Origin of the sequence: Mesomycoplasma ovipneumoniae SC01, from assembly GCF_000218525.1 — a bacterium.
GTDB classification, from domain to species: domain Bacteria; phylum Bacillota_I; class Bacilli_A; order Mycoplasmatales; family Metamycoplasmataceae; genus Mesomycoplasma; species Mesomycoplasma ovipneumoniae_A.
In genome coordinates this window covers 18,634-34,672 of sequence record NZ_AFHO01000001.1, presented here as the reverse complement: position 1 = coordinate 34,672, position 16,039 = coordinate 18,634, and the positions used below count along the sequence as shown (strand labels likewise).

The window sequence follows — 16,039 nt, the reverse complement described above, 5'->3', positions numbered from 1 at the left end:
TGTTTAAACTTGTCTAAAATCCTCTGCAAAATGCAAAATTTGGATTTTTAACCCTTTAAATTCAGCAATTTTGACGTGTTTAATTTTATCTTCAACTGTGAATTTGTGTTGTTTCATTTTGACACACCTTTTTGAATGTGTCTGAAATTAATATGCTAATTTAAAAAATTAGGCAATAATTTTTTTAATTTTTTCAACAAGATCCTTACTTCGAAAACCAATTTCATCAAGAATGTGTTCTGCTGGGGCTGACATTCCAAAGGTATCATGACCAAAATTGTATTTTGCATGTGCTTTTCAGCCAAAAGTAGAAGCTAACTCAAGTGAAATTGCAAAATTTGGATCTCAAATTGGTGTGTTTTGTCAATTTGATAAGGATATTAAATTTAGGTCTAATTCTTGAGCGACTTCTTTTGCCAGTCCTAATTCACTACCGGTAGCAATAATTGCTCATTTTGATTTGCTTTTTTGAGCTAAGTAGGCTCCAAGTTTGAAATTATCTTTTGATTCAGCAAATGATTTGATATTTTGACGAGTTAAAATTATTGCACAAGGTTTATCTTTGCTTTCAAGAGCAAGTTCGTAAGCTCCTTTTAGTTCATTTTCATCACCAGGACGATAGACAGCAAAATTAGGAACTGATCTAAGCATTGCAAGTTGTTCAATTGGCTGGTGGGTCGGTCCATCTTCGCCAACCATTAGTGAGTCGTGAGTAAAAATGTAAGTTACTGGCAATTTCATTAATGATGAGAGTCTTAAAGCAGGCTTTAAATAGTCAGCAAACACAAAAAATGTTGAAACAAAAGGACGTAAAACTGAATGAAGGGCAACTCCGTTTGCAATTGCACTCATTGCAAATTCACGGACACCAAACATTAAGTTTCGACCTTGATAATTTTGGTCACTAAAATAACCATCTGAACCTTTTGCTTTTGTTGAAACTGATAAATCAGCTGATCCACCGATTCAATAAGGAACATTTTTGGAAATATAATCAAGAACTAATGCTGATGTTGCCCGGGTTGCCTGGTTTTTAGGAAGGTCTAAATCAATTTCCAAATTAATATTTTGACCTTTTTGTAAAAATTCTTCAAGTTCTGGAGAAATTTTAAAGGCTTCTTTTTTAGCTTGAGTTCTTTTTACAAGTGTTTTTTGCCAATGAGCGCTAATTTCTGGATCAAGATAAAAATCTTCTTTGTGTTTTCATTTAAGATTTTTCTTTAAATTAACAATGTCATTTCCTAGTGGAGCACCGTGAACTTCGGTAGTATTTTGTTTAGTTGAACCTTGGCCAATAATAGTTTTGATTTCAATAAAACTTGGTCTTCGGGAAGCTTTTGCCTTAGAAATTGCCCTGGAGATCAATTTTACATCATCTTTTGGAACCAATTGGTAAAATAAACCTTGAGATTCAATTCGTTGTTTCATATTTTCGCTAAAAACAACGCTTACTGGCGAGTCAAGTTGAATATCATTTGAGTCATACAAAACAATGAAATTTTTAAGTTTTAAGTGTCCCGCTAGTGAAAGTGACTCATAGGAAATTCCCTCCTGAAGGTCGCCATCCCCGCAAATTACATATGTGTAGTGGTTAATTTCTTTGAATTTTGCATTTAAATGCGACTGAGCAAGGGCAATTCCAACTGCCATTGCGATTCCTTGACCAAGCGGACCAGTTGTTGCTTCAATTCCAACAGTGTGGCCGTATTCTGGATGTCCAGGCGTTTTTGAATTTTTTTGCCGAAAATTCTCAAGATCTTCTTTTTTTAGTAAGCCTAAACTATATAAAAGTGAATAATAAAGCGAAGATGCATGACCTGCAGACAAAACAAAACGGTCGCGATTAATTCAGTTAGGATCATTAATGTCAAAATTTATATGATCACGAAAAAGTGCATAAACCATTTTTGAAGCACTAATTGCAACACCAGGGTGGCCAGAATTTGCCTTATTTATTGCTTCGTTACTGTGAATTCTTAAGGAATTTACACTTAATTCTTCAAGATATTTAAACTTTTTGTTGAATTTCTTAACTTTTTCTTTTGTTTCCAATTCTGCTGCGTTAGTTATTTTAGTGTTGTTAGTCATTTTATTGTCCTCCTCTTGAAACATATTTTCCTTCTTCAGTTGAGACAACTATAATTTCGTCTTCTTTAATAAATAAAGGAACATCAATTTCAAAACCAGTTTCTAATGTTGCTCTTTTTGTCGGATTTGTTGTCGTATTTCCTTTTACGGCATCAAATGTTGAGGCAACTTTTAATTCAATTTTTGGCGGAAGTTCAATATCTAAAATTTCATCATTAAATTTACGTAATTTTACCTTAACACCTTCAGATAAAAAATTGAGTTCTCAGGCTATTTTTTCATTATCAATACTAATTTGCTCATAAGTAGAATCATCCATCAAAACACTATTTTGACCTTCATTATAAAGAAAAACCATTGTAATTTTGTCAATACGAGCTTTTTGAACTCTTTCACCACCTGAAAATGTCTTAATAGTGGTAGATCCTGAGCGAAGATTTTTAACTTTTGCTTTTACGTTCGCTTGTCCGCGACCTTGTTTTGAATGTTGAGCTGAAATTACGACAAAAATTTCACCTTCAAATTCAAAGGTGATTCCAGGTCGAAATTCATTAACATTAATCATTTTACCGCCTCCTAAACTTGAAATAATAGCAATTATACCATAAAATTGCATTTTAGAAAGTGATTAAATTTAAAAATATAAAGTATGTTAAATTTAAAACAGCAAAAAACACAGTAAAAACAAGCTTAGTAATTTGTGTTCTTTTTAAGTATGATTTTTTAAAAAATTTGCTAAATATAAACCTGACTAGAAAAGCGGAAAAAATTTGTCTGTTTAGTCTTTTTAATTGATTTTTAATGATATTTTAAATTAAAAATCAATTAAAAAAATTGAAAAAATGCTGTAAATTACAAGGTTTTTTACTTTTTGCTTATAAAGTCAAAGTTTTCTTCTTGAGTTTCCCAGTTTGATGGCAAAAATTCACTTTTTGGTGAATACAAATATGCAAAAATACCTGTAAATCCGGGTTTTTTAGTCTAAAATCTTAATTTTTATTATTTTAAAATTAACCTTTTCAAAAAAAAAAAAAAAAAACTTGGTTTAAAATTAAATTATGCTATAAAGAATCTCCCTTAAGAATAATTAATAAATTTGGATTTTAGAATTAAGGGGGAATTAATTATGTTTTTTGTCATAATAAAATCAAACAGTGCGAATTATCCATTATATTTTTAAATATGATGGAATGCCTTAAATTTGACCGTTTAGATATCTACAAATTTATGGCTTTTAATTATTGTTCTTTCAAAACTTCATATGTTTTTTTTAGGCTCAATTTAATAAAAACGAGTTTTCTATTTACATTGAGTTTAAATAGTAGTTTTTTTATGATTTTTGTTATTTTATCCATAAATTGATTTTTGCCAGTGTTTAGATATTTTATAATTTTGCTTTTTAAGTGTGTTTTTTCAAAATTTGGTTGAATATAAACCTGACTAGAAAACCGGAAAAAAATTTGTCTGTTTAACCTTCTTAATTGATTTTTTAATGATATTTTCAATTAAAAATCAATTAAAAAAATTAAAAAAATTCTATAAATTACAAGGTTTTTTGAAAATATTATGTTTTTAACTACTCTAAATACAAAGTAGCGTAAATAAGAGACAAAAGATAATACAAACTGTAAGTGTCAGTCAAAAAATCGTTGAAAATTCGACTAATAAAATGATCAGGGCTTTTTATTGATTTAGGAAAATTAAAATACATAAAATTTCAGTTGCAACTGTAAGTAAAATAGATAGAATTTTGAAAAGATTGAATGGAAATATCCGAAACTTTAACACCATTACGGTCAAAATATCTTTTTAGCGAAAGCTCCATTGCAAGCGGTGTATAGATTTTTCTGATTTTCAATTGATCATTTGATACTGGCCTAAAAACCTTGTTAAATAATTGGTTTTCAAGTTTAACTTTGTCTTTTTGAAAAGGCCAGCTGCCTGCTTTTAAAACTTTAAAATTAAATGCCTTTTCGCCTAAAATCGAAGTATCCATTTTTAAAAATCCAGTATAACTGTCTCTTATCACAGTTTTAACTTTTCCATCTTCGTCTTCTATTTCTTCTTCTCATTCTCAGTGGACATTTGTAAAGGCAACAAGGAATTTTTTATCAATTAATAATTGTTTGACAGGTCTAACTTCGCTAATTCAAGCATCTGCTGAGCCAATAGTTCCTGCAGGAGTAAAATTTCTAACTTCATTTCCTGAAATTAGAAAATTGTTGTTTAGTTGGTCATAAAAACCTAAATAATCCATTCCTTTGTCTAAAATTGAAAAGGCAGTTTTATAAGCATCTTCTGGTCTAAAATTAACTATGACGTCTTTTGAAATTTCATTTGTGATTGATCAAATTTCCTTCTTTTTCATTCAAAAGTAAAAAGCAGACAAAACAGCAATTATTCCCGGAATAATTGCAAAAATTAAGGTAATATATGCAACTTCGGCCAAGGAAATACTAAGAATAATAATAAAAGTTAAAAATAATGAAATTGAAAAAATAATGATAAGTTTTTTCGACTCTTTTTGTAATACAGCAATTTTTTGAAGTGAGCTTGAATTTTTTTTCTTGATAATTTCATCTAATTTGGGAAAAAATTCCTCTTTTGCCTTGTTTTTATAGTTTTCAAATTTAAAATAATCACTTATTATTTTCATTTTTACTCCTTGGTCAATTTTAAAAGGAATTATTATAAAAATACTCTTTTTAATGATTTTTCAGTTATTTTCCAATTAAAATAGCTAAAAAAATCCTATAAATTACAAGCTTTTTTTGAGAATATTATGTTTTTAACTACTCCAAATACAAAGTAGCGTAAATAAGAGACAAAAGATAATACAAACTGTAAGTGTCAAGTAAAAAATCGTTGAAAATGTGATTAATAAAGTCATCAGGGGTTTTTATGTATGTTGGAAAATCAACATACATAAAATTTCAGTCACATTTGTAAGTAAAATAGATCGCATTTCCCGAAGACTCAATGGTAACATCCAAAACTTTAACGCCATCACGGTCAAAATATCTTTTTAATGAAAGTTCCATTGCAAGAGGTGTATACATTTTTCTGATTTTCAATCTGTCATTTGATTCTGGATTAAAAATCTGGTTAAATTCTTCGTTTTCAAGTTTGATTTTGTCTTTTTGAGAAAATCAACCCCTTGGTTTTAGAAGTTTAAAATCAAATGCCTTTTCACCCAAAATTGAAGTATCAATTTTTAAAATTCCAGTAAAACTTTCTCTTGTCACAGTTTCTTTGTTTTTTCTTTCTTCTCATTGTCAGTGGACATTTGTAAAACTAACATGGAATTTTTCATCAATTAATAATTCCTTCAGAGGCCTAACTTCACTAATTCAAGCCTTTGATGAGCCAATGATTTCAACAGGAGTAAGATCGCTAATTTCATTTCTTGAAATTAGAATGTTGTTGTTAATTTGGTCATTAAAACCTAAATAATCCATTCCTTTATCTAAAATTGAAAAGGCAGCTTTGTAAGCAACTTCTGGCTTAAAACTATCTACGAGGTCTTTTGAAATTTCATCGGTGATTGACCTAATTTGCTTTTTTTTGACTCGTAAGTAAGAAGTAGAAGCAATTGCAATTATTCCAGGAATAGCTACTAAAATGACGCCAGTAAAATTTTTATGGTAAATGAGATGAACAATAATAGCAATCGTAGTTAAAACGGATGAAATTGACAAGACAATATTAAGTGTTTTTGCCACACTTTGTAATCCAGCAAGCTTTTCAACAGTCTTTGAATGTTTTTTCTTGATAATTTCGTCTAATTTGGGGTGAAATTCCTCTTTTGCCTTGTTTTTATAGTCTTCAAATTTAAAATAATCACTTATTATTTTCATTTTTACTCCTTGATCAATTTTAAAAGGAATTATATAAAAATACTCTTTTTTTTCACTTTTTAATTATTTTTCAATAAAAATAGCTAAAAAGCGCTATAAACTACAAGGTTTTTTTTATTTTTTGCTTATAAAGTCAAAGTTTTTTTAGACTTTTCAAATGCGGTTTATTATCAGTTTGTCTAACTCAAAATTAGTGGACTAATCTAACTTATATTAATAATAAAAAAATAAGACAAATAATCTCAAAAAATCTGAAGAATTAATTTAAGCAAATATTTCTTAGATTTAAAAGGATATTATTTGTCTAAAAGTGTATTTTTTAAATTTTTATTGTTTGAATTGTAAATCTATTGAGAAATTATGTCTGTTTATAGGAGTTTTTTTGCAGTGGTTGATTTTTAATAAGAAATTAAAAATCTTTAAATGATACATCTTGACGATTTTGGTTACTTGTGCTAAACATTGGGTAGGTTGTTAAATTCATCGAAGATGCAACAATTGAAGAAGGAAAGACAAAAATTTCGGTGTTAAAAGAATTAACATTGCTATTATAAAGTCGTCTTGCAGCCGCTAATTCTCTTTCTAAATAGGAGGTTTGCTCAATTAATTCTTGATAAATTTTTGATGCTTGCAATTCTGGGTAATTTTCACTTACTGCAATAAGTCTACCAAATAATGAGTTGTTTAAATTTTCAATTTCTTGAGCATTTTCTATGTTTGATTTTAAACTTCGCAATCTTGTAATATCGCTTAAAATTGATTTTTCATATTCACGATAGGAGCGAACTTGGTCAGCTAATTTCAATAAAGTTGCACTACGTTGCTCAAGTTGAACCTCGATTGTACCTGCTGATTCATTGATTGAATTCTGTTGACGCATAAAATTATTTTTTTGCGAAATGTAATAAATTGGGCCAATAAATAAAAACAAAGTCCCCAAAGTTCAAAATGCAACTTTAGCCGCTGTTGAAACAACCGGTTTTTTGGAGTCATTATCAATTCGAGGTTCAAATCCTTCGATATTTCCAGCATTTTTAGGGTTGTATAAATTTGACATTTTTTTCCTTTAAATATTAATTAAATTACAAATTATACCATATTTTTTTGAAAAACATCACGTTTTTCACTAATCCAAATACAAAGTAACGTAAATAAGACACAAAAGATAATATAAACTGTAAGTGTCAAGCAAAAAATCCTTGAAAATGTGATTAATAAAGTCATCAGGGGTTTTTATTGATGTTGGAAAATCAACATACATAAAATTTCAGTCGCATTTGTAAGTAAAATAGATAGCATCACCTGAAGATTCAATGGTAACATCCATAACTTTAACACCTTCACGGTCAAAATATCTTTTTAGTGAAAGTTCCATCGCAAGTGGTGTATACATTTTTCTGATTTTGAATCTGTCGTTTGATTCTGGATTAAAAACCTCGTTAAATTCCTCATTTTCAAGTTTGATTTTGTCTTTTTGAGAAAATCAGCCGCTTGGTTTTAAAAGTTTAAAGTCAAATGCCTTTTCACCTAAAATTGAAGTATCAATCTTTAAAATTCCAGTAAAACTTTCCCTTATCACAGTTTCTTTGTTTCTTCATTCTTTTCATTGTCAGCGGACATTTGTAAAACTAACGTGGAATTTTTCATCAATTAATAATTCTTTCAAAGGTCTAACCTCACTAATTCAAGCCTTTGATGAGCCAATGATTTCTACAGGAGTAAGACTGCTAATTTCATTTTTTGAAATTTGAATGTTCTTACTAGGTTGGTCATTAAAACCTAAATAATCCATTCCTTTATCTAAAATTGAATAGGCAGCTTTGTAAGCAACTTCTGGCTTAAAACTTTCTAGGACGTCTTTTGAAACTTCATCGGTGATTTTCCTAATTTCCCTTTTTTTGACTCCTAAATAAAAAGTAGAAGCAATTGCAACTATTCCCGGAATAACTGCTAAAATGATGCCTCCAATCCCTAGATCGTAATTGAGAGCAACAAACATAGCAATCATAGTTAAAACGAATGAAATTGACGAGACAATATTAAGTGTTTTTGTCACACTTTGTATTCCAGCAAGCTTTTCAAGAGTTTTTGAATGCTTTTTTTTGATAATTTCGTCTAATTTAGGCCGAAATTCCTCTTTTGCTTTGTTTTTATAGTCTTCAAATTTAAAATAATCATTTATTATTTTCATTTTTACTCCTTGGTTCAATTTTAAAAGGAATTATTATAAAAAACTTTTTTAATCCACTTTTTTAGTTATTTTCCAATAAAAATAGCTAAAAAAGTGGCTAATTTAGTGAAAAATTCCGACAGCTAGTTTTTATCTATGGTTTTGATTTTACCACTTTTATCAATTTTTTCTAGTAATTTATTAGTAATTATTGCACTTTTTCCTTTGATTTTACAATAAAATATACCATGTAAATTTTTAAAATCCAAAATTATAAAATTTTTTTGCACTTTAGCATTAATAATTTAAAAATTAATAGTATAATATAGTATTTTTAAATTTAAGTTAAAGTATCTGTAAAACATTATTGCTTTATTTAAATTCTTTGTTTTTCGACGCAAAAAAATAAAAAACCGATCAAAAAAGGAAAAAAATGTTCAAAAATATAAAAAAAATTGCAAAATTAAGGCTTCTTCCAATAGCTTCTGTACTGCCAGTTTTTATTGTCTTATCATGCCAACATAATAACCAAACAGCACCTGAAACTAAAAAAGGTTCCCAATCTAGTCAAGAAGATAAAAATAAACCCGTAAAAATGGACACTCAAAAAGAAACAACAACCAGAAAAACTAACCAAACAATCGACTTTCATTCTGCTCCATTTAATATTCCAAAAAAAGATAATGTCAAAATTCGAACCTTATTATTTCCAGCTGCAAGAAGTGAAAATAGGCTAAATAGTGAAGGTGTTTTCCGTTTCCAATTACACCACTCACCGGTAAAAGGCGTTACAGGAAAATGAAGTGCATATGCTAGTGAGGTAAAATCATTAACTGACAACACTTTAGTTGATCCTTTAAAAGTTAAGGTCGCTCGTACAACCGCAATTGAAGGTGATAATATTGAATTTCCTTTAATTTTTAAATGAGATGAGCAAGATCAAAAACTAGAAAAAGGTAAATTTTACACATTTATTTTCTGAAAAGATGATGGTTCAGAAAAAATTGTTTTTAAACCAGAACATGTTGAAAATAGTAGAGATACTTTTCAAGCAATTGAGTAAAATTTCAAAGTTTTTCAAAATAAAGACCGCATTTAGCGGTTTTTATTTTTGCAAAAAACAAGGAAAATTAAATCCTGAGTTTGACAGTTTGATGGCAAAAATTCACTTTTTAGCGAATGTAAATATGCAAAAATAGCTGTAAATCCGTGGTTTTGACCTAAAATCTTAATTTTTTATTATTTTAAAATTAACCCTTGCAAAAAAAAAAAAAAAATGCTTGGTTTAAAATAAAATTATGTTATAATAGATATCACTTAAGAATAATTAATAAATTTTTGATATTGAATTAAGGGGGAATTGGTTATGTTTTTTGTCGTATTAAAATAAGATAATGCGAATTTTTCCATTATGTTTTTAAATATAATGGATTGTCTTAAATTTACCCGTTTAGAAATCTACAAATTTAAGGCTTTTAATTATTGTTCTTTCAAAACTTCATATATTTTTTTAGGTTCAGTGTAAGTAAAAACGAGTTTTGTTTTTACATTGAGTTTAAATAGTAGTTGTATTTTTTTTATGATTTTTGTTGTTTTATCCATAAATTGATTTTTGCCAGTGTTTTAAAATAGGTAATTAACTTTTGCCGAAAAAGTTAAAAAAGTGCCCAAAATAATAAACTAGGACACTTTTTTAAGATTATCTCATCAAACTTGGAAACTCGGGGAAAACAAGAAAAATTAAATTATTTTGTTTATTAAAATTAGTGCATTTTCTGCTTGAAATTCAATTGGTTTTTCAATTTGCCCTGATATTAATATGGCATCAAATGGCTTAAAAGTAACATCATTAATTTTTCCATGACCAGAAATTATAATAATTTCGTACCAAAAAACATCATTTTGGGGCAAAAGTAAAAATTTTTGGCTAATTTTTACTTTTTCAAGGTTAAAAAATTTATTTTTAACTAAGGATTGTTGAGTTTTTTTGTTGTCATGAATAATTTTTGGACTTAATTTTGGTTTTATTGCGGCTTTTGCAAGTTCAAAATGAAGTTCTCTTTTTTGCCCGTTAGAGTCAAGTCGATCAAAGTCAAAAATTCGAAAAGTTAAGTCTGAATTTTGCTGAATTTCATAAACAAGGGCGCCTTGAGGAATAGAATGAATAAGTCCGGCACTAATATAGGCAAAATCATTTTTTTCAAGATCAGAAAAATTACAATGTTTGTCGATATTTTCGTTGTTAATTTCTGTAATTTTCTCAGCAAAATCGTTTGATTTTGCGCCAATTATAAAAGGATCATCGCCTTTGTTTAGCACAAATCAAGCCTCGTCTTTGCCAAAAGAATTTAATTTTTTTGCTATTTTATTATCAGGATGAACTTGGAGACTCAGTTTTTGCCCGGCATCAATAATTTTATGAAGATTTGGGTAAGTTTTATGTGGATAAAAGCCAAAAAATTGTGGGTTTTGGGCAAAAAATTCGTCAAAATTTTGCCCATTGACACGTGAAAGACCGTGTTTTTGTGCTGAAATTAGTCAAAGTTCGCCAATTTTTTGACTAGATTTTAGCTGATTTTGTAAATTTTGCCCAGCTCATAAAGTATTTTTTTGGTATGGTTCAACAAAAACAAAATAATCTTTCATTTAATTAGACTGACCTAATTTTTTGTTAAAAACATCATTTCCGATAAATGCTGATAAAATAAGTCCTAAAATTCCCATAACTAGTAAAAATACGCCATAAACAAAACCTTGACTTGGTAGCGCTTCTTTTTTGGCAATTGTTGCGCTAATAAATTCTTGGTGAGCCGAAATATTTAAACTAATAAGGATAATTCCAAAAATAAGGACAGCTAAGGCCAAAAAAATCACAATATAAAACAGTTTTTTATTATCTATTTTCTTAATTTTCATTATTTAACTCCTTTTTTGTGATTTTTTCGTGCTAAATTGCTAAAAATATTAAAGTTGCGATCTTTTCAAAATCCATAAATTAGCGCAGTAGTAAAACTTCCGACAATAACTGACAAGAAGAAAAAGGCAATTCCAAGACCGATTCCGTGTTTTATTGAACCAACAGCACCAAGAATTGCAACAATTGGTCCCCCATGTCCGGCTTGATTTGTAACTGCAAGAACTCCAGCAAGTCCACCAGCAACTGCTGAACCAATAACATTAGCACTAATTACCCGTTTTGGATCAGCGATTGCAAAAGGAATAGCACCTTCAGAAATTCCAATAAATCCCATAATTATAGCTGAAAGTCCGAGTGATTTTTCTTCTTTTGTAAATTTTCTACGTCAAATTAAGGTTGTGATTCCCATTCCAATTGGTGCAACCGGTATTGCAGCTGCCATCATTCCCATTGGTTCATAAACTTGAGTTGAAACAAGTGCTGTTGAAGTTAAAAAAGCAACCTTATTTACTGGGCCACCCATGTCAAATCCGGCCATTCCGCCAAGTAAAAGACCTAGAAGAAAGGCAACACCAACACCAATTCCGTCTTTGTTTTCAAAAACATGTTTTAATCCAGCGATTAATTTGTCAAGCACTCAACCAATAGGAGCGCCAATTAAGAAAATTACAACTAAAGATCAAAATAGACTGACCCCAATTGGAATTACAAAAATTGGTAAAATTGCACTTAAAGATTTTTGGATTTTTAGTGAGTTAATGAATTTAACACTGTAACCAACAAGAATTCCAAAAATTACCGCGCCAATAAATCCCATCGGTGTCTGAACAGAAATTCCGCCAATTCCATAGAATAAATCGGCCGAATTACCGACAGTTGCAACAATAAATCCTGGCGCAAGTGCGGCCCGTCCGGCAATTGAGTAGGCAATGTAGCCTCCTAAAACACCGATCATTAATTTAAAGGCAATTACCCCAATTTGGAGCATTCATCAAAGAAAATCACCTTTTGGTGCTTCATTAGCATTACCATAAATTGCTTTTCCAATTCCTAACGAAAGGGCGATCATAATTCCACCAAAAACAACATAAGGAATCATGTAGGAAATTCCGGTGATAATATGTTTAACAACGCTAGTTCGATTTTCTTGATTTTGGGTTTGTTTTTTTTGTTTATTATGCAAAATTGGTGCTTTTTTTGCTTTTTGAATTACACTTTCAGTTTCATGGATTGCGGCTTTAGTGCTTGTAAAATAGACCTTTTTTTGGTCAAAAATTGAACTGTCAATTTCAAGATCGCTGGCAACTATGACAAATTCGGCTTGATCAATATCTTCTTTTGTTAAAACATTTTTAGGCCCAACTGATCCGCGAGTTTCAATTTTGGGAATATAGCCATTTTGTTTTAGTCCCATTTCTAATTTTTCAGCGGCTAAATAAGTGTGAGCAATTCCAACAGTACAAGATGTGATTCCAACAACTTTTTTTGCATTTATGGGAATTTTTTGGGAATTTGTCTCGTGATTTTCCACTTGGTCTTTTTCAAAAATAAACTTTGAAATGTTATCAAAAATAACATTTTCGTCTTTAGATAAAATTATTTCTTTAATTTCGGGATTAAGAATAATTCGTGCAACTTTTGCCAGAATTTCGACTTGATTTTGTTCAAAACCAGACTTTGGCAGCAAAATACAGAAAATAAATTTTGCCTTAGAATCATCGAAATTTTGTCAATCAAGCCCAGATTTTAGACTTAAAAACAGTAGCGCTGGCTTTTCAATAGCACTACTTTGAGCATGAGGGATTGCAAAATTTGACTCAAGTCCGGTAGAAATTTCATTCTCACGAGCCAAAAGATCGTCAAAGATTTTATTTTTTTCAGTTCCAATTCCAAGGTCTACTGCTTTTTGAGCAATAAATTCAAAAACTTCTTCTTTTGAATTAAGATCTTGGTCTAAAAAAATAAAATCTTTTGAAAAAATACTCATAAAAACCTTCCTTTCTTTTATTATATATACTTAAATAATGGATTATTTAGTTAAAAATAAAAGAAAAATAAAAAAATTTTTACAAATTTGAAGTTTTTTATGAATATTTTTCAATTATTCATTTCATTCTTTGAGAATTTCAAGATTTTTCTTGTAGTTTTCTTCATATTGCTCAGAAATTAAATTAGCAACACTGAAAAAAATAACATCAGAAATAAATTGTTGGTTTATTTTCGATGAGATCGAAATAAAACGGTTTTTTTGCTCAAGTGTTTGGTAAAAAATTAAATTTTTTTTGGGAATATCAATTTGTTTTTTTGCTGTTATTACAATAAAATCGTCGTTATTTTCAATAAACTTTTTAAGAACAAAATTAATTTCTTTTGTTTTACAAGATTTTGAAAACAAAATTTTTAAGGCTTGAGATTGAACACTAACTAATAAAAAATTATGAAAATCACGAAAACTAACTGAATTTAGCCCTAATTTTTGCAAATTAATCGCTAGTTCGCTCGCTCCGATTGAAGAAGAACCAGCCCCGTAGATAAAAATTTTTTTGCTTTGAATAATTTTACGGGCAAAATCTTGGATTTTTTCAAGATCAACAAGTTCTAATGTTTGAACTAATGAATTATGATAATATTTATAAAGTTGTTCGATAATTAGCTTGTTTTTATCGGTTTTTTGCTGGTTTTTTACTTTATTTGAAATTTGTGCTGAATTAAGGAATAAATAATAAACATGAAACTGCATTTCTTTAAAGCTAGAAAAACTTAATTTTTTTGCTAAATTTGAAATGAGCGTTATTGAAGATTGTGTTTTATTTGCTAATGATTTTAGATTGGATTGATAAAAAAATTGGGGATTATCCTGTGCCAATTTAACAATAATTTTTTCAGTTTTAGTTAGTGATTCAACAATTTTTTCGTCAAAAAATACACTTTTCATAAAAATTAATCTACTTTACTTATAAAATAAAAAATGAACAAGTCCTGTTTTTTTGATTTTAAAAAACAGGACTTGTTAAGTGTGAAAATTAAAAAAATGCTATAAATTCTTATGCTTTTTCCTGAATTGGACCTAGACCGATTAGATCGCCTTTTTCAATAAAACTAATTGAAGCACCACCACCAGTTGAAATATGACTAAAAGCATAACCTAATTTTTCAGATTCAATCGCTGCAACTGAATCGCCACCACCAATTACGCTATAGCAATTTTCAAGTTTTGAGATTACTTTTGCAATTTCACGAGTTCCGGTGGCAAAATTAGAAAACTCAGCAACACCAAGAGTTCCATTTCACAAAATAGTTTTTGCATCTTTTAAATGTGATTCAAATAATTTTATAGTCATTGGACCAATATCTAAACCTTCAAGGTCATCCGGAATTTCAAGTGGATTTTTTTCGTTATAAATTGGACTTACATCTTCAAATTTATCAGACAAAGCAGCATCAAGCGGTAAAATTAATTTATCAGAGTATTTATTAATTAAACTTAGGGCTAAATCAATTTTGTCTTCTTCAACAATTGATTTTCCAATTTTGAGTCCAAGAGCTTTTTTGAATGTATAACCCATTCCTCCACCAATTAAAACTTTGTCAGCTTTTTCAAGTAGAGTTGAAATTATCCCGATTTTATCAGAAATTTTTGCGCCGCCAATAATTGCATAAAAAGGTTTTTGGGGTTCAAAAATAATTTTTGACAACGCATCAAGCTCTTCTTTTACAAGATAACCGATTGCTGATTCTTTGATGTAAGTTGCAATTCCAACATTAGATGCATGAGCGCGGTGGAGTGTTCCAAAGGCGTCATTTATAAAAACATCACCTAATGAAGCTCAGTATTTTCCAAGTTCTGGATCATTTTTTGATTCAGCTTTGTTTTCAAGATCTTGGAATCTTGTATTTTCAAGCACTAAAATTTGTCCGTTTTCAAGTTGATCAATTGCTTCTTCAACTTCTTTGCCACGGTTTTGAGGAACAAATTTGACTTCTTTTTGTGAAATTTTAGCTAATTCCTCGGCGACAATTCGTAGTGATTTCTTTTTCAAATCTTCGGGCGTTTTAACCCTACCAAGGTGTGATAAAATTATAAGTTTGCCACCTTCAGTAACAATTTTCTCAATGGTTTTTAAACTCGCAGTAATTCTTTTTGTTGAAGTAATTTTCCCTTCAAGAATAGGAACATTAAAATCAACACGTAAAAGAACTTTTTTATTAAAAAATTTAATTTTATCAATAAATTTTTTAGTTTTATAGGTTGGTATCATTCTTTATTATTTTCCTTTAAAAAAAATTAATGTTACGCTTAGAATTATAAACTAATAAATTAATATATCTAAAAAAACTGAAAATAAATTTTGTCTTATGAATTTATAGCTTCTTTTGTCTCATAACGGTTTTATTTAATTTTCCCGCAAAAAAAAAAAAAAAAAAATGCTTGGTCTAGGAAAAAATTAAGGTATAATTAATCTCACTTAAGAATGAATTAATAAATTTTAATATGAATTAAGGGGGAATTAGTTATGTTTTTTGTCTAAAAAATTCAGACAGCGCGAATTTTCCATTATATTTTTAAATATGATGGAATGCCTTAAATTTACCCGTTTAGAAATCTACAAATTTAAGGCTTTTAATTATTGTTCTTTCAAAACTTCACATATTTTTTTAGGCTCGATGTAAATAAAAACGAGTTTTCTATTTACATTGAGTTTAAATAGTAGTTGTATTTTTTATGGTTTTGCTTTTTAAGTTAAAATTTTAGCTTTTTTAGTTCGCCTTATTTTATTAATAAGTAGATTTTGCATTCATGAGTGTTGGATTTAAAATTTAGTGTTTTTTCCTTGATAGTTATTTTTCCTGAGTTTGACAGTTTGATGGCGTTGCTAGTGATCCAAATATTTGAAATAGGTATGATTTTTACTTTGATATCTTAATAAATCAGTAAAAAAATGGTAATTAACTTTTTCCAAAAAAGTTAAAAAAGCTCCAAAACCGGATAATTTTTTAAGATTTTCT

At 29.0% G+C, this 16,039-nt stretch carries 12 protein-coding genes; 1 reads left to right on the top strand and 11 read right to left on the bottom strand.

Annotated features, from left to right (window positions below; all coding sequences use genetic code 4):
• Positions 1–168 precede the first annotated feature (168 nt).
• From MOSC01_RS0100150 to MOSC01_RS0100115, 6 genes are all read right to left on the bottom strand, one after another.
• Entirely contained in the window at positions 169–2,088 is a 1,920-nt protein-coding gene (locus tag MOSC01_RS0100150; protein WP_010320808.1) for a transketolase, read from the bottom strand.
• 1 nt (position 2,089) lies between these two features.
• Positions 2,090–2,653: an elongation factor P gene (gene efp, locus MOSC01_RS0100145; protein ID WP_010320807.1), complete on the bottom strand. Its 564-nt coding sequence runs from the start codon at positions 2,651–2,653 to the stop codon at positions 2,090–2,092.
• Between the two features lie 1,011 nt (positions 2,654–3,664).
• Positions 3,665–4,744, bottom strand: a complete 1,080-nt coding sequence (locus MOSC01_RS0100130; protein ID WP_010320805.1) for a DUF3137 domain-containing protein — start codon at positions 4,742–4,744, stop codon at positions 3,665–3,667.
• 136 nt (positions 4,745–4,880) lie between these two features.
• On the bottom strand, positions 4,881–5,945 hold the full coding sequence (locus tag MOSC01_RS0100125) for a hypothetical protein (protein ID WP_010320804.1): 1,065 nt from the start codon (positions 5,943–5,945) through the stop codon (positions 4,881–4,883).
• A gap of 409 nt (positions 5,946–6,354) precedes the next feature.
• On the bottom strand, positions 6,355–7,002 hold the full coding sequence (locus MOSC01_RS0100120; protein WP_010320803.1) for a LemA family protein: 648 nt from the start codon (positions 7,000–7,002) through the stop codon (positions 6,355–6,357).
• Positions 7,003–7,071: 69 nt separating this feature from the next.
• Positions 7,072–8,136: a hypothetical protein gene (locus MOSC01_RS0100115; RefSeq protein WP_010320802.1), complete on the bottom strand. Its 1,065-nt coding sequence runs from the start codon at positions 8,134–8,136 to the stop codon at positions 7,072–7,074.
• Positions 8,137–8,548: 412 nt separating this feature from the next.
• Between MOSC01_RS0100115 and MOSC01_RS0100110 the strand changes: the two genes are divergently transcribed.
• Positions 8,549–9,178, top strand: coding sequence for a hypothetical protein (locus tag MOSC01_RS0100110; RefSeq protein ID WP_010320801.1), 630 nt, complete (start codon positions 8,549–8,551; stop codon positions 9,176–9,178).
• A 677-nt stretch (positions 9,179–9,855) separates the two neighbouring features.
• Here the strand turns inward: MOSC01_RS0100110 and MOSC01_RS0100095 are convergent.
• The 5 genes from MOSC01_RS0100095 to MOSC01_RS0100075 form a co-directional block, all read right to left on the bottom strand.
• On the bottom strand, positions 9,856–10,761 hold the full coding sequence (locus MOSC01_RS0100095; protein WP_010320799.1) for a type I phosphomannose isomerase catalytic subunit: 906 nt from the start codon (positions 10,759–10,761) through the stop codon (positions 9,856–9,858).
• Positions 10,762–11,031 (bottom strand): hypothetical protein, encoded by a 270-nt coding sequence (locus MOSC01_RS0100090; RefSeq protein ID WP_010320798.1) that lies wholly within the window; start codon positions 11,029–11,031, stop codon positions 10,762–10,764. It abuts the gene before it with no gap.
• Positions 11,031–13,019 (bottom strand): fructose-specific PTS transporter subunit EIIC, encoded by a 1,989-nt coding sequence (locus MOSC01_RS04040; RefSeq protein WP_010320797.1) that lies wholly within the window; start codon positions 13,017–13,019, stop codon positions 11,031–11,033. Before MOSC01_RS04040 ends, MOSC01_RS0100090 begins: the two co-directional genes overlap by 1 nt.
• A 114-nt stretch (positions 13,020–13,133) precedes the next feature.
• Positions 13,134–13,967 carry a MurR/RpiR family transcriptional regulator gene (locus MOSC01_RS0100080; RefSeq protein WP_010320796.1) on the bottom strand — a complete coding sequence of 278 codons (834 nt, stop codon included), beginning with the start codon at positions 13,965–13,967 and terminating at the stop codon, positions 13,134–13,136.
• Positions 13,968–14,076: 109 nt separating this feature from the next.
• Positions 14,077–15,291: a phosphoglycerate kinase gene (locus MOSC01_RS0100075; protein ID WP_010320795.1), complete on the bottom strand. Its 1,215-nt coding sequence runs from the start codon at positions 15,289–15,291 to the stop codon at positions 14,077–14,079.
• Positions 15,292–16,039: the final 748 nt, after the last annotated feature.